Annotated in this window: 13 protein-coding genes and 1 pseudogene; 4 read left to right on the forward strand and 10 right to left on the reverse strand. The window is 73.5% G+C overall.

Annotated features, from left to right (window positions below; translation table 11 throughout):
- Positions 1-402 precede the first annotated feature (402 nt).
- Positions 403-1914, forward strand: a complete 1512-nt coding sequence (locus OG294_RS16335; protein WP_327067230.1) for a peptide MFS transporter — start codon at positions 403-405, stop codon at positions 1912-1914.
- Between the two features lie 75 nt (positions 1915-1989).
- Here OG294_RS16335 and hutI read toward each other — a convergent pair whose 3' ends face one another.
- Genes hutI through hutU form a run of 4 tightly spaced genes read right to left on the reverse strand, consistent with a single transcriptional unit; the run spans position 1990 to position 7449 of the window.
- The gene (gene hutI, locus OG294_RS16340) at positions 1990-3156 is read right to left on the reverse strand and encodes an imidazolonepropionase (protein ID WP_327067231.1); all 1167 of its coding nucleotides are present in this window, start codon (positions 3154-3156) and stop codon (positions 1990-1992) included.
- A 44-nt stretch (positions 3157-3200) separates the two neighbouring features.
- Positions 3201-4586 carry a formimidoylglutamate deiminase gene (locus OG294_RS16345; RefSeq protein ID WP_327067232.1) on the reverse strand — a complete coding sequence of 462 codons (1386 nt, stop codon included), beginning with the start codon at positions 4584-4586 and terminating at the stop codon, positions 3201-3203.
- On the reverse strand, positions 4577-5761 hold the full coding sequence (locus OG294_RS16350; RefSeq protein ID WP_327071572.1) for an allantoate amidohydrolase: 1185 nt from the start codon (positions 5759-5761) through the stop codon (positions 4577-4579). The genes OG294_RS16345 and OG294_RS16350 overlap by 10 nt, the downstream gene beginning before the upstream one ends.
- Positions 5762-5778: 17 nt before the next feature.
- The gene (gene hutU, locus OG294_RS16355; protein ID WP_327067234.1) at positions 5779-7449 is read right to left on the reverse strand and encodes a urocanate hydratase; all 1671 of its coding nucleotides are present in this window, start codon (positions 7447-7449) and stop codon (positions 5779-5781) included.
- 183 nt (positions 7450-7632) lie between these two features.
- Here hutU and OG294_RS16360 point away from each other — a divergent pair, with 183 nt between their 5' ends.
- On the forward strand, positions 7633-8202 hold the full coding sequence (locus OG294_RS16360; protein ID WP_327067235.1) for a Uma2 family endonuclease: 570 nt from the start codon (positions 7633-7635) through the stop codon (positions 8200-8202).
- A 7-nt stretch (positions 8203-8209) separates the two neighbouring features.
- Here the strand turns inward: OG294_RS16360 and OG294_RS16365 are convergent, their stop codons facing one another.
- Both OG294_RS16365 and OG294_RS16370 read right to left on the reverse strand, forming a co-directional pair.
- Positions 8210-8569 carry a hypothetical protein gene (locus OG294_RS16365; RefSeq protein ID WP_327067236.1) on the reverse strand — a complete coding sequence of 120 codons (360 nt, stop codon included), beginning with the start codon at positions 8567-8569 and terminating at the stop codon, positions 8210-8212.
- Positions 8570-8811: 242 nt separating this feature from the next.
- Positions 8812-9678 carry a MurR/RpiR family transcriptional regulator gene (locus OG294_RS16370; protein WP_327067237.1) on the reverse strand — a complete coding sequence of 289 codons (867 nt, stop codon included), beginning with the start codon at positions 9676-9678 and terminating at the stop codon, positions 8812-8814.
- Between the two features lie 182 nt (positions 9679-9860).
- Between OG294_RS16370 and OG294_RS16375 the strand changes: the two genes are divergently transcribed.
- Positions 9861-10310, forward strand: coding sequence for a hypothetical protein (locus OG294_RS16375; protein ID WP_327067238.1), 450 nt, complete (start codon positions 9861-9863; stop codon positions 10308-10310).
- Between the two features lie 25 nt (positions 10311-10335).
- Here OG294_RS16375 and hutH read toward each other — a convergent pair whose 3' ends face one another.
- The gene (hutH, locus tag OG294_RS16380) at positions 10336-11910 is read right to left on the reverse strand and encodes a histidine ammonia-lyase (protein ID WP_327071573.1); all 1575 of its coding nucleotides are present in this window, start codon (positions 11908-11910) and stop codon (positions 10336-10338) included.
- 161 nt (positions 11911-12071) lie between these two features.
- On the opposite strand from hutH, the gene fdhD reads away from it, so the two are divergent.
- Complete coding sequence (gene fdhD, locus OG294_RS16385; protein WP_327067239.1) at positions 12072-12896, forward strand: formate dehydrogenase accessory sulfurtransferase FdhD; 825 nt, start codon at positions 12072-12074, stop codon at positions 12894-12896.
- A gap of 659 nt (positions 12897-13555) precedes the next feature.
- On the opposite strand, the pseudogene OG294_RS16390 reads toward fdhD, so the two are convergent.
- The 3 genes and pseudogenes from OG294_RS16390 to OG294_RS16400 form a co-directional block, all read right to left on the reverse strand.
- Positions 13556-14734 (reverse strand): annotated as a pseudogene (locus OG294_RS16390) (diguanylate cyclase domain-containing protein); the annotation flags it as partial.
- 309 nt (positions 14735-15043) lie between these two features.
- Positions 15044-16216: an adenylate/guanylate cyclase domain-containing protein gene (locus OG294_RS16395; protein WP_327067240.1), complete on the reverse strand. Its 1173-nt coding sequence runs from the start codon at positions 16214-16216 to the stop codon at positions 15044-15046.
- 204 nt (positions 16217-16420) lie between these two features.
- Positions 16421-17317, reverse strand: a complete 897-nt coding sequence (locus tag OG294_RS16400) for a biotin--[acetyl-CoA-carboxylase] ligase (protein WP_327067241.1) — start codon at positions 17315-17317, stop codon at positions 16421-16423.
- Positions 17318-17479: the final 162 nt, after the last annotated feature.

A 17479-nucleotide genomic window follows, 5' to 3' on the forward strand; every position in this document is an offset into this window, starting at 1 on the left:
GTCGGGCGCGGTGGTGGCGCGCGACCGCTCGCGGGGTTGTGAACTACTTCACAGTAGGTAGTCGGCGCGCCGGGCCCGGGTGGCTGCCGTACCTACGCTCCCACGCCCGGAGCCGCCGCAGAATCTCCACTTCGACCATGGCTTCGAAGGAACGAATCCTGCCTTACCATCGATTCTCACATCCAGGGCGAACGGGCCTTCGAAGGCCCGTTATTGAATTGAATGCTTTTGTCCACCCATGTCGTGGAATTTCGCGACGTACAGTGGTCCGGTCCCCATGTCGTGCACTGCGGTCCGCCCCTGTTCGAGCAGCGAGCAGGGGCGCCGCGGCACTCGGACCCGCTGCGCCTCACCCCCACGGCGCGGCGGTGTCCCAGACAGTCAGGCAAGGAACAACGACTCATGGCGTCACCCACCACCCTGGACGCCGGCCTCAAGCCGGTCTCTCCTTCCGGCGGCAAGACCTTCTTCGGGCACCCCCGCGGACTCGCCACCCTCTTCATGACCGAGACCTGGGAGCGTTTCAGCTTCTACGGGATGCGGGCCCTGCTGGTCCTCTACATGACGGCCTCCACGGCCCATGGCGGACTCGGCATGAAGGTGGCCCTGGCCACCGCGATCTACAGCGTTTACAACGCCATGGTCTACCTGCTCGCCCTGCCCGGCGGCTGGATCGCGGACCGCTTCCTCGGCGCCCGCAAGACCGTCGCGCTCGGCGGCGGGATCATCATGATCGGCCACTTCCTGCTGGCCGTGCCCTTCGAGGGCTCCTTCTTCCTGGGCCTGGTCTTCATCGCGGTGGGCTCCGGCCTGCTGAAGGCCAACATCTCCACGATGGTCGGCCACCTGTACGAGGGCCCGAACGACCCGCGTCGCGATGGTGGCTTCACCATCTTCTACATGGGCATCAACCTCGGCGCCTTCGCGGCTCCGCTGGTGATCGGCACCGTCGGCCAGAGCGTCGACTGGCACCTCGGCTTCGCGCTGGCCGGCATCGGCATGGCGCTGGGCCTGGGCCAGTACCTGCTGGGCTCGCGCCACCTCAGCGCGCAGAGCAGCGTGGTGGCCTCGCCGATGTCCGACACCGAGCGCGGTGCGCTGCTGCGCAAGGCCGGCCTGTGGCTGGCCGCGGCCGTGGTCTTCTACGGCGTCGTGGTGCTGACCGGCAACTTCAGCATCAACTGGGCGGTCTGGCCGCTGTCGATCGCGGGCATCGCGATCCCGGTGGTCGTCTTCGCCCGGATCAAGCGGGACAAGGACCTCAGCCCCACCGACCACTCCAAGATCCGCGGCTACATCTGGTTCTTCGTGGTCGCCGCCGTGTTCTGGATGATCTACGACCAGTCCGGCTCCACGCTGAGCGTCTTCGCCGACCAGAACACCAAGCTGTCGATCTTCGGGGCGAGCTTCCCCTCCAGCTGGTTCCAGTCGCTGAACCCGCTCTACATCATGGCGCTGGCCCCGGTCTTCGCCTGGCTCTGGGTCTGGCTGGCCCGCCGGGCCAAGAACCCGAGCACCACGATGAAGTTCGCCATCGGCCTGCTGCTGATCGGCGCCTCGTTCCTGGTGATGATGCTGGCGATGGCCGCGGCGGCCGGCGGCCACAAGGTCACCCCGCTCTGGCTGGCGCTGGTCTACCTGGTCCAGACCGTCGGCGAGCTGGCCCTGTCCCCGGTCGGCCTGTCCGTCACCACCAAGCTGGCACCGGCCAAGTACGCCAGCCAGATGATGGGCATCTGGTTCCTCGCCGTCACCGCCGGTGACTGCGTGGCGGCCGTGATCCAGCTGGGCCTGGGCAACGCCACCGGCAGCACCTGGTACTTCGCCTCCCAGGGCGTGGCGGCGATCATCGCCGGTATCGCGCTGGTGATGTACCGCAAGAACGTGATCAGGCTCATGGGCGACGTCCACTGACCTGATCCACCCGCACCGACCGCAAGGGCCGGTACCCGTCTCACGGGTACCGGCCCTTGCGGCGTCAGGCGCGCGTCACAGCTCCCGGACGCCGGCGCGCCAGACCGCGGCGGTGAGCGGGACGCCCGGGCGGTAGGCGAGGTGGACCGGGGAGGGGGCGTCCAGCAGGAGCAGGTCCGCGCGGACGCCCGGGGCGATCCGGCCGACGTCGGTGCGGCGCAGGGCGCGCGCGCCGCCGGCGGTGGCGGCGTGCACCGCCTCGTCCGGGGTCATGCCCATCTCGCGCACGGCCACCGCGATGCAGAAGGCCATCGAGCTGGTGAAGCTGGAGCCCGGGTTGCAGTCGGTGGACAGCGCCACGGTGGCGCCCGCGTCCAGCAGTCGGCGCGCGTCGGGATAGGGGGCGCGGGTGGAGAACTCCGCGCCGGGCAGCAGGGTGGCGACCGTGCCGGAGCCGGCCAGTGCCGCCACGTCCGCGTCCGTCAGGTGGGTGCAGTGGTCGGCCGAGGCGGCGCCCAGCTCGACCGCCAGCTGCACGCCGGGCCCGTAGGAGAGCTGGTTGGCGTGCACCCGCGGGGTCAGGCCCCGCTCGACGCCCGCGGTCAGGATCGCCCGCGCCTGGTCGCCGTCGAAGGCACCGTTCTCGCAGAAGACGTCCACCCAGCGGGCGTGCGGGGCGCAGGCGTCCAGCATCGGGCCGGTGACCAGGTCGACGTAGCCCGCGGGGTCGTCGGCGTACTCCGGGGCGACCACGTGGGCCCCCAGGTAGGTGGTCTCCGGGGTGTGGTCGGCGGCGATCCGCAGCGCCCGGGCCTCGTCCTCGACGGTCAGGCCGTAGCCGGACTTGCACTCGATGGTGGTCGTGCCCTGGCGCAGCGCCTCGCGCACGAAGCGGGCCAGGTTGGCGTCGAGTTCGGCGTCCGAGGCGGCCCGGGTGGCGGCCACCGTGGTGCGGATGCCGCCCGCGGTGTAGGCCTGGCCGGACATCCGGGCGTTGAACTCGGCGGTCCGGTCGCCCGCGAAGACCAGGTGGGCGTGCGAGTCGACGAAGCCGGGCAGCAGGGCCCGCCCGGCCGCGTCCACGTGCTGGTCGGCCGCGGGGGCGTCGGCGCTGGGTCCGGTCCAGGTGATCACCGAGCCGTCGATCACCACGGCGGCCTGCTCGATCAGGCCGAGCAGGCCGGGGTGTGACGGGTCGTTGGTGACCAGGGTGCCGATGTTGCTGATCAGGGTGCTGGTCATGAGCCTTTCCGGAGTTCAAGAGGGTCCGCCACGGGCGGGCGCTCTCAGGGAAGCAGCGCGGTGATCGCGCGGTGCAGCGCGCCGGGGACGTCGGCGATGCTCTGGTGCACGCCGTCGGCGACGACCCGCCGGCCGCCGACCACCACGTGCCGCACGTCGGCCGCCGAGGCGGCGAAGACGGCGGTCTCGGCGCCCAGGTGCGGATCGGGGCCCGCGGTGCGCACCGAGTCCAGCGCCAGCACGGTGAAGTCGGCCAGCGCCCCCACCTCGATCCGGCCCGCCTCCGGCCAGCCGAGCGAGGCGTGCCCGTCCTCGGTGCCGGCCCGCAGCAGCGCGCCCGCCGTCCAGTGGCCGCGGGTGCGGGTGCGCAGCCGCTCGTTGAGCTCCAGTGCGCGCGCCTCCTCGAACGGGTCGATCACCGCGTGGCTGTCGCTGCCCAGGGTCACCGGGCAGCCGCCGCTGGCCAGTTGACGGGCCGGCCCGATGCCGTCGGCCAGGTCCCGCTCGGTGGTCGGGCACATGCAGATCACCGTGGAGGAGTCGGTGAGCAGCTTGATGTCCTCCTCGGTCAGGTGGGTGGCGTGCACCGCGCTGGTCCGCGGCCCGAGCACGCCGTGGTCGGCGAGCAGCCGGGTGGGGGTGACGCCGTGCGCGGTCAGGCAGGCGTCGTTCTCCGCGGTCTGCTCGGAGAGGTGCACGTGCAGCGGCGCCTTGCGCATCGACGACCAGTGCGCGACCGTGCTCAGCTGCTCGGCCGGCACCGCGCGCACCGAGTGGATCGCGGCGCCGATCCGGGCGTGCTCGCGGGGCTTGAGCGCATCCGCGCGCTCGGCCCAGGCCAGCGCGTCGCCGTCGCCGAAGCGCAGCTGGGGCTTGGTCAGCTCGGCACCGAAGCCGGAGGAGAGGTAGCAGGTGTCGAGCAGGGTGATCCGGATGCCGGCCCGTGCGGCGGCCTCGATCAGCGCCTCCCCCATCGCGTTCGGGTCGGCGTAGCGGGCGCCGACCGGTGCGTGGTGCAGGTAGTGGAACTCGCCGACGGCCGTGATCCCGGCCAGCGCCATCTCGGCGTAGACGGCGGTGGCGAGCTCCAGGTAGCTGTCCGGGTCGAGCGCGGCGGCGAACCGGTACATGGTGTCGCGCCAGGTCCAGAAGGTGCCGGAGCCGACCTGCACCCGGCCGCGCAGCGCGCGGTGGAAGGCGTGCGAATGGGCGTTGGCCTGGCCCGGCACCGTCAGCCCGGCCAGCCGGACGGCCTGCGGCGGGCAGGGGCCGCTGTCCGGGGTGACCTTGGTGATCCGCCCGTCGGCGGCCACCTCGATCAGCACGGACCGCTCCACCACCGGGCCGTTCACGTGCGGCAGCCAGGCCTGCTCGGCCCAGTACCGCTGTGCCACCGCCGGCGGTGCCGCCGGGGTCTGCGTCACTGACATGCCAGGTCCTCCAGGACGTCCGTGAGTGCCGCCACTCCCGTGAGGCAGTCGGCCACCTCGGCGTGCTCGGCCGGGGAGTGCGAGACGCCGCTCGGGTTCCGTACGAACAGCATGGCGGTCGGCACCGCCGATGCCAGGATCCCCGCGTCGTGTCCCGCGCCGGTGGGCAGCACCGGGACCCCGCCGAGCGCGCCGACCAGCCGGTCGCGCAGCGGGACGTCGAAGTCCACCACCGGGGTGTACGACTCGCGCACCAGCTCGACCTTCACGCCGTCGCGCTCGCCGCGCTCGGCGGCGGCCTGCGCGATCGCCGCCACCAGCTCGTCCAGGGTGGCCTCGTCCGCCGCCCGGGAGTCCAGCCAGCCGCGGACCAGGGAGGCGATCGCATTGGTGCCGTTCGGCTCCACGGCGATCTTGCCGAAGGTAGCCAGCGCACCGGCCTGCCGGGCCTTCTTGCGGGCGGCCAGCACCGTGGTGGCGTAGGTGAGCATCGGGTCGTGCCGGTCGTCCAGGCGGGTGGTGCCCGCGTGGTTGGCCTCGCCGTGGAAGTCGAAGCGCCAGCGGCCGTGCGGCCAGATCGCCCCGGCCACCCCGACCGGCTGGTCCTCGGCCAGGTACCGGCCCTGCTCGACGTGCAGCTCCACGAAGGCGCCGATCCGGGCCAGCCGCTCGGCGTCGGCACCGATCGCGTCCGGGTCCTGCCCGGCCCGCTCCATCGCGTCGGGCAGCCGCACGCCGTTCGCGTCGCGCAGCTCCCGGGCCTGCTCCGGGGTCAGCAGCCCGGCACTGAGCCGGGACCCCACGCAGGCCACGCCGAACCGCGCGCCCTCCTCGTCACCGAAGTTGACGATCGCCAGCGGCTTGCTGAACTCGGCCCCGCGGTCGCGCAGTCCGTCCAGCGCGGCGAAGGAGGAGACGACGCCGAGCGGGCCGTCGAAGGCACCGCCGTCCGGCACCGAGTCCAGGTGCGAGCCGGTGACGATCGCCCCCTCGCCCTGCGGATCGCCCAGCCAGGCCCACTGGTTGCCGTTGCGGTCCAGCTCGTAGGTCAGGCCGCGGGAGCGGGCCTGCTCCTCGAACCAGGCCCGGCACTCGGCGTCGGCGGCGTTCCAGGCGTGCCGGCGGTAGCCGCCGGAGGAGGCGGAGCGGCCCACCGGGAGCAGCTCCGCCCACATCTCCTGGAACCCGAGGGTCACAGCTCGCCCATCGGGATGCGGACACCGCGCTCGGCGGCGACCTCGTCCGCACGGTCGTAGCCGGCGTCCACGTGCCGGATCACGCCCATGCCCGGGTCGTTGGTGAGCACCCGGCGGATCTTCTCGCCGGCCAGCTTGGTGCCGTCGGCGACCGTGACCTGACCGGCGTGGATCGAGCGGCCGATGCCCACGCCGCCGCCGTGGTGGATGGAGACCCACGAGGCGCCGGAGGCCACGTTGACCATGGCGTTGAGCAGCGGCCAGTCGGCGATCGCGTCGGAGCCGTCCAGCATCGCCTCGGTCTCGCGGTAGGGCGAGGCCACCGAGCCGCAGTCCAGGTGGTCGCGGCCGATCACGATCGGGGCGGACAGCTCGCCGCTGGCGACCATGTCGTTGAAGCGCTCGCCGGCCTTGTCGCGCTCGCCGTAGCCGAGCCAGCAGATCCGCGCCGGCAGGCCCTGGAAGTGCACCTTCTCCTGGGCCATCTTGATCCAGCGGTGCAGCGACTCGTTCTCCGGGAACAGGTCGAGCACGGCCTTGTCGGTCTTGGCGATGTCCTGCGGGTCGCCGGAGAGGGCGGCCCAGCGGAAGGGGCCCTTGCCCTCGCAGAAGAGCGGGCGGATGTAGGCCGGCACGAAGCCGGGGAACTCGAACGCCCGCTTGTAGCCGGCCAGCTGGGCCTCGCCGCGGATCGAGTTGCCGTAGTCGAAGACCTCGGCGCCCTTGTCCTGGAAGCCGACCATGGCCTCCACGTGCTTGGCCATCGACTCGCGCGAGCGGGTGGTGAACTCGGCGGGCTCGCGCGCCGCGTAGTCGGCCATGTCGTCGAAGGCGACGCCGATCGGCAGGTAGCTCAGCGGGTCGTGCGCGCTGGTCTGGTCGGTGACGATGTCGATCGGCGCGTCCATCGCGAGCAGCTGCGGGAACAGCTCGGCGGCGTTGCCCAGCAGGCCGATCGAGAGCGGCTGCTTCTTGTCGCGGGCGGCGGTGGCCAGCTCCAGCGCGTGGCTGAGGTTCTTGGCCTCGACGTCCAGGTAGCGGTGCTCGATCCGGCGCGCGATCCGGGACGGGTCGCAGTCGATGCAGATCGCCACGCCGCCGTTCATGGTGACGGCCAGCGGCTGGGCGCCACCCATGCCGCCCAGACCCGCGGTCAGCGTGATGGTGCCCGCCAGGGTGTCGTCGAACTTCTTGGCGGCGACGGCGGCGAAGGTCTCGTAGGTGCCCTGCAGGATGCCCTGGGTACCGATGTAGATCCACGAACCGGCGGTCATCTGCCCGTACATGGTGAGCCCCAGGCTCTCCAGCCGGCGGAACTCCTCCCAGTTGGCCCAGTCGCCGACCAGGTTGGAGTTGGCGATCAGCACCCGCGGCGCCCACTCGTGGGTCTGCATCACGCCGACCGGACGGCCGGACTGGACCAGCATGGTCTCGTCCTGCTTGAGCGTCTGCAGCGTGCGGACCATCGCGTCGTACGAGCGCCAGTCACGCGCGGCCTTGCCGGTGCCGCCGTAGACGACCAGCTTGGAGGGGTGCTCGGCCACCTCGGGGTCGAGGTTGTTCATCAGCATCCGCAGGGCGGCCTCCTGCTGCCACCCCTGGGTGCTGAGCTTCGTCCCACGCGCCGCACGCACCTCGCGCGGGCCACTCGTCTGCTGCTCCGCCATGCTGCCGGCCTCCTTGCGGATGGATTCATTCAGGATCTAGCACACTGAATATATCCAATCATTCAAGCTGCGGCCAGACCCCGCACACATCTGATCAGCCCCGAACTTCCCAGCTGCCGGGCACTACTCTGGACCTGGCGAACACCAGCCACTCGGCCCATCCCCTCAGCAGTGGAGGACACCGTGACGGCAGCGATCACCGTGCGGCCCGGCCGGCTTCGCGAGGCGGCCGAGCAGATCGAGAAGAGCACCGGCCTCCGGGTACAGATCATCGGAGGGGTCCTGGTCATGTCCCCCCCTCCACGGGGCAAGCACGCGGGCGTGATCCGGCTTCTGCGCCGCCAGCTCGACCCGCTGCTGCCCTCCGGCACCGACATGTACGAGGTCTCCTCGATCGCGATGCCCGATGACCACGAGGACTATGCGACACCGGATCTGATCGTGCTGCCGACGGACTGGGACCGTGACGACTCCTGGCTGGCGGATCCGCGCGACGTGACTCTCGCGGTCGAGGTCATTTCGGGCTCGGAACGGGCCCGCGGCATCGCGGACAAGACCCGCTGGTACGCCATCGCCGCCGTCGCCCTCCTGCTCGCCGTCGACCCGCGCAACGGCACGTGGACGCTCTACAGTCACCCCCGTGACGGCGCCTACCAGGGCGTGCTGCACGGCACTTACGGCGAGCCCGTCCCGCTGCCCGCGCCGCTTACCGGCGAGCTGAGCACCACTGCCTTCCCCCGCTACGGCAACTGACGCCCCCTCACGCCGCCGCGTCGCCGTCCCAGTCGATGCCGATCTCGGCGAGCCAGGCACGGTCGCGTGCGGCCGTCTCGGGGGATTCGGCCGGGGCGTCGACCGGGAGCATGGGCAGGGACGGCGGGCGGGGGATCTCCTGGACCGGGCCCAGACCGTAGCGCTCGGCGGTGGAGCCGCCGGGCGGGGCGGGGTCGGTCAGGCCGATGTGGACGGCGGACTCGTCGCCCGGCTCCAGCACCCGCAGGCCCGGTCCGGGCGGGCCGAGCGCCACCCGGCGGCCACAGCTGGGGCAGGCCCACTCCTCGGCCCCCGAAGCGAGTCTGCCGACCGGTCTCATCTCGTGGATCACGCGCATGGCGGACACCCCCGTTCGTCCTGACAGGTGGTCCGCCGGTAGGGGGCCGGGTGAAGGAGCGCCCGCCGCGTCAGCGGCTGATGTCCGCAGTGGGCCGAGTCTGGGCGGTGCCGACGAAGGAGTCCATGCGGAGCATCGGCGACTGAGGAGAAGCCGTCCAGGCGAGAGTCCGGGCGTCGCGACGCCGGCCCCCTACCGGCGGACCCTCTATGGGGATGCCCGGTCCAGGGCGCGCTACTCCTGCTCCGGTGCTACTCCAGGAACAGTCCGCGGGCTGCCGCCGACTGCTCGATCGACTCCAATCGGGCTTCGGCACCGGGCAGTTCGTCGCACATGCTCTGCAGCAGCACCCGCCCCAGCACCATCGGCGCGCACGCGGTGTCGAAGACCAGGCCGGTGCCGACCTCGGCGGGCAGCAGCAGGTCGGAGAGCTCCGCCACCGGCGCGAAGGCGCTGTCGGCGACGGTCAGCACGGTCAGCCCGCAGCCCCGCGCCACGGTGAGCGCGTCCATCAGCTCGCGCGGGTAGCGCGGCAGTGCGAAGCAGAGGAACGCCGAGGCGCCGGCCGCCGCGGCCTGCTCGATCCGGTCGGCGAGCATGCTGCCGCCCTCGTCCAGCAGGCGGATGTCCGGGTGCACCTTGGCGGCGAAGTAGGCGAAGCCGCGCGCCTGGGCGGAGGCGGCCCGCAGGCCGAGCACCGGCAGCGGGCGGGAGGCGGCCAGCAGCCGGGCGGCGCGCACGATCGGCTCTGGGTCGGCCAGCAGCTCCGCGAGGTGGCGCAGGTGGGCGATCTCGGCGAGCACCGCCTGCTGGTGCTCGTTGCGCACCACCTCGGCCGGGGTCTCGGGCGCGGCCGGCTCGCCCACGCCGAGGTCGCGCAGCCGCTTGCGCAGCGCCGGGTAGCCGTCGTAGCCGAGCGCGACCGCGAACCGGGTGACCGAGGGCTGGCTGACCCCGGCCAGCTCGGCCACCTCGACGCTGGACAGGAACGGCGCCTCCGCGGCGTGCCGCACCAGCGCGTGCGCGATCCGGCGCTGCGTGGGGGTGAGCCGGTGGCCGTCGAAGAGCTCCAGCAGCCGGGCGGACGGCGCGGGGGACGACTCGGCGTTGGTCCTCATGGTGCGTCCCTTTCGGCGTACTACGGCAGGTGCGGCGGTCGACGTACTGTGCAGCAGGTACGACGCCAGGGCAATGGTGTCTCGTTGTCCGGGATGCCCGCTCTCAGGGTCACCCTGATTTCCCCCTGAGAGCCCTCCCGCCGGCTGGACCTCGCGTGGCCGCGGCGCGCAGGCTGGTCCTCATGGATCCTCGCCACGACAGTCGCCCCTCGGAGTTCCGGGCCGATCTGGACGCCGCTCTGCAGACCCGCAAGGAACTGGGCCCCGAGTACGAGTCGGCGCTCATCGACTCCTTCCTCTCCCGGGTCGACGCGCGGCTGGACGCCCGGGTCGAGCAGCGGGTGGCCGAGCGGCTGGCGGACCTGGGCCCGGCCTCCCGCGCCGAGCAGCGCTTCGACCGCCCGGGCGCCCGGCGCGGCTGGGCCGCGGGCAACAGCACCAGACTGTCGGTCATGTCGCTGGTCTTCGCGATCCCGCTGACCGGGATCGGCTCCGCCGCGGGCCTGCCGGGCATGCTCGCCACCTGGGCGGGCATCGTGGGCGTCAACTTCGCCGCGGCCCTCGCCGGCCGCCACGAGCAGGCCCGCGAGGAGCAGCGCCGCCTGAGCAGCACCCGCAGTGAGTGGGCCTGAGGCCCACTCACTGCCCTGCGGTGCCTCAGGCCAGCGGACCGGTGACCTGCTCGACGGCCTCGACCAGCGCGCCGGAGGCGACCAGCGCCTCGGCCGCGGCCAGGTCGGGCGCCAGGAACCGGTCCCGGCCCGCGCCGCCGACACCGGCCTCGCGGGCGGCGGCGAGCGCGGCGGCGGTGGCCGGCGCCGACTGCACGTCGCCGTCGGCGATGCGGATCTCCAGCGCGCGGGCCGAGGCGGTCAGCTCGACGGCCAGGATCCGGCCGAGGTTGTCCACGGCCTGACGCAGCTTGCGGGCGGCCGACCAGCCCATCGAGACGTGGTCCTCCTGCATGGCCGAGGAGGGGATCGAGTCCACCGAGGCGGGGACGGCGAGCCGCTTGTTCTCGCTGACCAGGGCCGCCTGGGTGTACTGGGCGATCATCAGACCGGAGTCCACGCCCGGGTCGTCGGCCAGGAAGGCCGGCAGGCCGTGCGAGCGGCTCTTGTCGAGCAGCCGGTCGGTGCGGCGCTCGGAGATCGAGCCCAGGTCGGCAGCGGCGATGGCCAGGAAGTCCAGCACGTAGGCGACCGGGGCGCCGTGGAAGTTGCCGTTGGACTCCACCCGGCCGTCCGGCAGCACCACCGGGTTGTCGACCGAGGCGGCCAGCTCGCGCTCGGCGACCGTACGGGCGTGCGCCAGGGTGTCGCGGCCGGCGCCGGCCACCTGCGGGGCGCAGCGGATCGAGTAGGCGTCCTGGACCCGCGGCGCGTCCTCGTGGTGGTGACCGGTGAGGCCCGAGCCCTGGAGCACGGCCAGCATGTTGGCGGCGCTCAGCGCCTGGCCCGGGTGCGGACGGATCGGGCCGTGCAGCTCGGGGGCCAGCACCTTCTCGGTGCCGAGCAGCGCCTCCAGGCTCATCGCGGCGGTGATGTCGGCGGTGGTGAAGAGCCGGGACAGGTCGGCGATCGCCATCACCAGCATGCCGAGCATGCCGTCGGTGCCGTTGATGAGGGCCAGGCCCTCCTTCTCCAGCAGCTCGACCGGGGTGATCCCGGCGGCGGCGAGCAGCTCGCCGGCATCGTGCTCGGCGCCGTCCGGGCCGTACGCCAGGCCCTCGCCCATCAGCACCAGCGCGCAGTGCGAGAGCGGGGCGAGGTCGCCGGAACAGCCGAGCGAGCCGAACTCGCGCACCACGGGGGTGATGCCGGCGTTGAGGATCGCGGCCATCGTCTCGGCGACCAGCGGGCGCACGCCGGTGCGGCCGGAGGCCAGGGTCTTCATCCGCAGGAACATCAGCGCGCGGGTGACCTCGCGCTCGACGACCGGACCCATGCCGGCCGCGTGCGAGCGGACCAGCGAACGCTGCAGCTGGGCGCGGAGTTCGGGGCTGATGTGGCGCACCGCGAGGGCGCCGAAGCCGGTGGAGACGCCGTAGACCGGGCGCGGCTCGGCGGCCAGCGCGTCGATCCGGGCACGGGAGGCGGCCATCTCGGCCAGCGCGTCGGGTCCGATCTCGACCCGGGCATTGCCGCGTGCCACAGCCAGCACGTCCTCGGCGGTGACGTCGGCCTTGCCGACCTGAACAAGCGGCGCGTCGGCGGCCGGAGCACTGTGCATATCCATATGCACTATCAGATCAGCTGAATGAAGATATGACAACCGTTGCGCGGCCGAAAGCCCGCATGCCTCATGCTGGAGGGTGAACACCGGAGGGTGGGCCCCGGGGGTATGCCGACAGGGGCCGCTCCGGCAGGGATGGTCAGGAGAGGCGGGGCCAGATGACGCGGGCGACGGCACGACGGCGCGTGGTGCGACTGCGCGGGACCGAGCGCACCCCCCGCCCCGACGCGCTGGCGGCGGAGGAGCCGCTGGAGATACGGGTCGGTGGCCAGCCGCTGACCGTCACCATGCGCACCCCGGGGCACGACTTCGACCTGGTGGCCGGCTTCCTGGTCGGCGAGGGGCTGCTGCACCGCCGCGAGCAGCTCACCGCGCTGCGCTACTGCGCGGGGACGGACGAGGCCGGCGCCAACACGTACAACGTCGTGGACGCGACCGTGCGCGAGCCGGACGCGCCCCCGCTCTCCGCGCAGCGCAACCTGCTGACCACCAGCGCCTGCGGCCTGTGCGGGCGCGACACGGTGGAGGCGGTGCGCACCCAGGTGCGCTTCAAGCCCGGCGACGACCCGCTGACCGTGCGCCCCGAACTGCTCTACCGGCTGCCCGACGCGCTGCGCGCCGCCCAGCGCGCCTTCGACTCCACCGGCGGCCTGCACGCGGCCGGACTCTTCACGGCGGCCGGCGAACTGCTCTGCGCGCGCGAGGACGTGGGGCGCCACAACGCGGTCGACAAGGTGATCGGCTGGGCACTGCGCGAGGACCGGCTGCCGCTCACCGGGCACCTGCTGCTGGTCAGCGGCCGGGCCTCGTTCGAGCTCACCCAGAAGGCGGCGCTGGCCGGGCTGCCGCTGCTCGCGGCCGTCTCGGCGCCGTCCTCGCTGGCGGCCGACCTGGCCGAGGAGCTGGGGCTCACCCTGATCGGCTTCCTGCGCGGCGAGGGCGCGAACGTCTACACCCGCGCGGACCGGGTGCTCACCGACTGACCCGGCGCCGGGCACAGCGCCGGGCACAGGATCAGGAGAGGGTCGGAACGAAGGACCGGTCAGCCCGGCGGCGGCGAGGCCGGACCCGCCAGCGCCACCGCGACCAGCGCGCGCAGCGCCGGGGCGATCTGACCCAGCGGCAGCGTGGCGTCGTCGGCGAAGAGCTCGACCAGCCAGCCGCCGGCCGGGTTGGCGCCCCCGGCCGCCACCATGCCCCGGTAGCCGCCCACCACCAGCACCGCCTCCTCGGCCGGGTCGTTGCCTGCCGCGCCGGTGCGCAGCGCGAAGCTGCCGCCCCGCACCGCGCGGGCGGTGAGCGGGTAGTGCGTCAGGTCGAAGACCGCGTCCGGGGCCTCCACCCGGGCCCGCAGGTCCGCCGCCCGGCGGGCCGCGCCGGGGGTCAGCGTGCCGACCGCGCGCCCGCCCGGGCCGCTGGTCAGCCGGTAGACGGCGTGCCGGGTGGTGTGCATCAGCCGGGAGCCGGGCGGCACGTAGGAGATCCACCAGGCCACCGCGTTCAGCAGCCGGGCCGCCGCCTCGGCGACGGTGGCCAGCCGCCCCAGGGTGTCGGCCGGGTGGTGCGCGCGCGGCCCGCCCTCCTGGTCGAGGGCGGCCAGCACCACGCTGATCAGCTGCCCGGGGTCGGCACTGTGCGCGGCGCCGCGGAAGCGGCGGCGGTCGCCGTGCGGGCCGCGCCCGCCGCCCACCCGGCCGCGGGCGTCGGAGCTGCGCCGGTGCGGGTCGGCGGCGTCGGCCAGCAGCACGGTGGGGTCGGGGGCCAGGCCGGGTCCGTGGCTGCGCCCGGCCACCACCGGGCGCGCGGCCCGCGCCGCCTTGGCCCGGTACTGAGCGGCGTCCGCGAGCCGGAAGAGCCGGTCCGAGGTGGAGACCGGGCCGATCGAGTCGCCGGTGGAGGCGATCCCGCAGGCCACTCCCTCGCCGTCGGCCAGCTGCAGCGCCCTGGTGCAGAGCTCCTCGGCCACCGCGACCACCTCGTCTGCCTTCTGGCCCTCCACCAGCAGGCAGAACTCGTCCCCGCCGAGCCGGGCGGCGAGCGAGCCGGGCAGCTTGGCACCGGCCAGCGAGAGCTGTCCGGCGAAACGTTCCAGCAGCCGGTCACCGACCTCGTGGCCGAGCCGGTCGTTGATCCGCTTGAGGCCGTTGACGTCGCAGACCATCAGGGTGACCACGGTGTTGTCGCGGTTGTGGTTGGCCAGCGCGCTCTCCAGCCGGGCGTCCACCGCGCGCCGGTTGGCCAGCCCGGTCAGCGGGTCGGTGAAGGCCAGCCGGCGCAGGTCGGCCAGCCGCTCGGTCTGCGCCAGGCCGGCGGAGATCTGCGCGGCCAGCAGCGTGGCGTACTGCGCGTCCGCCTCGGTGAAGACCGGCAGGCCCAGGCCGCGGGCCAGGTAGAGCTCGCCCCAGACCTGGCCGTGCAGCACGATCGGGGCGACCAGGCAGCAGGACCGCCCGCGCCGGCGCAGTCCGGCGGCGCGCTGCTGGCAGAACGCCCCGGCCTCCGGGTGGGCGTGGGCGCCGTAGCCGGCGGGCCCGGTGGGGGTCTGCTCCTCCGCCGTCTGCACCCAGGCCCTGGGCAGCCGCCCGGCGCCGCCGCGCTCCTCCAGGAAGCTGACGATCTCCGGGTAGTCGGCCACCGGGTAGGACTCGTCCTCCGGGATCTCCTCCTCGCCGGCGGCCAGTTCACCGTGGTTGACCAGCACCCGCAGCCGGCCCGACTCGCGGTCCCAGACCGAGACGGCGGCCATGGTGGCACCGAGCGCGCTGGTGGCCCGTTCGGCGGCGGCCCGCACCGCCTCCAGCGCGCTCTGCGCACCGGCCATGTCCTGGGCCAGCTCGACCACGGCCTGCAGCCGCCGGTCCAGGCCGGGGGTCTGGAGGGCGGGGTCCGGGAGGCCGGGGGCTGCCGCCGGCTCGGGCCCGGCACCGAGCCCGCCGGTGTCTCCGAGCTCCGCCATCACCTGCGCACCGCCCACGTTCACCCCTGCCGCTTCGGTCCGGAACTCCGCGTTCGGGACCAGACTAGGGGCGTTTGCCGAGGTTATGCCCGGTTTGCCAGAAAAGGCGGAAATCTCCGCATCAGGCGCACGCAGCGACCCGAAAACGGGTATAGGCGCGGGCCGACCGGCGGCCTAGCGGACCGGCCTGGTCCGCCGGGTGAGCAGCCAGGGCTCGACCAGCCCGAGCCCGCGCACCGGCCGCCGCCACATCGCCTGCAGCTGGAACCGCGGACCGCCCCCCTGCCCCGACGCCCGCCCCAGCGAGCCCAGCGGCGCCCCGGAGTGCGCGGCGAGCGCGTCCGCCAGCTGCGCCTGCGCGCTGCCCGTGCCGTCCGCGGCGCCGCGCAGCGCCGCCCCCGCCTGCTCCAGCGCGGTGGCGAACTCGCCGTCGAGCAGCACCGCGTCGCGCTGCGCGATCGAGGTCAGCCGGCTCGCCAGGTTGACCGTGGTGCCGAAGACGTCGCCCATCCGGGAGGTGACCGTGCCGAAGGCCATCCCGACCCGCAGCGCGGGCATGTTCTCCTCGCCGGTGAGCGTCTCCACCAGGCTCAGCGCGATCTCGGCCGCGGTCACCGGATCCTCGGAGACGAAGAGGATCTCGTCGCCCAGGGTCTTGATCAGCCGCCCGCCCTGGCCGGCGATCAGGTCGGCGCAGGTGGACTCGAAGGTCTCCACCAGCGAGCCCAGCTCCTCCTCCTCCAGGCGCCGGGAGAGCCGGGTGAACCCGACCAGGTCGGCGAAGCCCACCGCGAGCCGGCCGCTGGTCATCTCGGTGTCCTCGGCGGCCTGCACCACCCGGCCGGTGACGGCGGCCAGTTGCCGCCGCCAGACGTAGATCAGGAACTGCTCCAGCTCCGGCAGCAGCAGCTCGACCAGCGGGTACGCCACCTCGGCCCGGGTCAGTCCGGGCTCGGCGGCCTGGGTGAGGTTCTCCAGGAAGGTGTCCATCTGCCAGCCCGCCAGCCGGGCGGTGGTCTGGCCGGTGGAGCGGGCCACCTGGATCGCCATCGCCTCGTTGATCAGGCCGGACTCCACCAGGCCCGCCAGCCGGCGCAGCGCGATCACGTCACCGTCGTTGAGCGCCCGCTGCTGGCCGATGTCGGGGAACCCCATGGCCCGCCAGAACCGGGTGGCCAGCTCCATCGGCACCTCGGCGGTGCGGGCCGCCTGATAGGGCGTGTAGCGGCGCGGCGCCCCCAGGATCAGCTCCTCCAGATCGAGCGCGACGGTGTGGTCGGGCTCCTCGGGCCCACCGCCGTCGCGCGCGCTGTCCTTCGGCGCGAGCCCGCCGTCGTCGTCTGCCACCGGTCCGTCCCCGTGCGGTCGCCGCACTTGCCGTCGAATGTCCTACCCAGCCCGCGGCGCCCCGCGATCCCTCGGACGTGGCGCGCCTCACACTGATGCCAGGTGGAATGGTCGCACGGAATCGCTGGATCCGGGGCATCCGCAGCCGACCAACCGGCCCCTGACGGGCGGCGCACGGGTGGCGCACCGGTGGTCGGCGGGGTGTCAGGAGGTGCGCGGCTCCGGGCGCACGTGCACCACGTCCCCCGCGCCGACCGCCTGGCGAGCCCCGTCCGGGGTGCGCACCACGAGACGTCCGTCGGCGTCCAGCGCCACCGCCTCGCCGCGCAGTTCGCGCTCGCCGGGCAGCTGCACCAGCACCTGGCGGCCCAGCGTGGTGCAGCGCGCGGTGTAGGCCGGCAGCAGTCCGCTGGCCTGCGGGTCGCCGGAGGCCGCCTGCCACTCGCCGTACAGCTCGGCGAACTCGCGCAGCAGCGTGCGCAGCAGCGTGGCGCGGTCGGTGACCTCGGCGCCGGCCAGCGCGAGCGAGGCGGCGGTGGGCACCGGCAGCTCCTCCTGGCGCAGCGTGACGTTCAGGCCCAGGCCCGCGACCACCGCCTCGCCGGTCAGCTCGGTGAGGATGCCGCCGATCTTGCGCTCCTCGCCCGCCACCTCGGCCTGCAGGTCGTTGGGCCATTTCAGGCCGACCTGGACCCCGGCCACCCGGCCGACCGTGGCCGCCGCCGAGACGCCGACCAGGATCGGCAGCCAGCCCAGCCGCTCCCGGGGCACGGTGGGGCGCAGCAGCATGGACAGGAAGAGCCCGGAGCGGGCCGGCGCGCTCCACTGCCGGTCCAGCCGGCCGCGCCCGGCGCTCTGCCGCTCGGCGATCAGCACCGCGCCCTCGGCGGCGCCGTCCTTGGCGCGGGCGGTGAGGTCGTTGTTGGTGGAGCCGGTCTCCTCGACCACGTCGAGCGCCGTCCACAGGCCGCCGGGCACCAGCAGGTCGTGCCGCAGGACGGCGGCGTCCAGCGGCGGGCGCTCTAGGTCGGTCCAGGGGGAGGGTCCGGCGTGGCCGAAACCACGCAGTCCGCTGCGACGGGGACGATCTGGCTCGGTCATGGGCCTAGCGTAGGGGCGAGCCCGCGCCGAGCCGTAGGCCGACCCATCGTCCACCAGAAACGCTGATTAACACACTGTGTCGCTGGCCATAACGCGAGGAGCGGGAGGCTGGCTACGCTACCCGACGGTAGTACGGCACCCTGTCGCCCGCACTGCCCCGCC

Source organism: Kitasatospora sp. NBC_01302 (genome assembly GCF_035976515.1).
In the GTDB taxonomy this organism is placed as follows: Bacteria; Actinomycetota; Actinomycetes; order Streptomycetales; family Streptomycetaceae; genus Kitasatospora.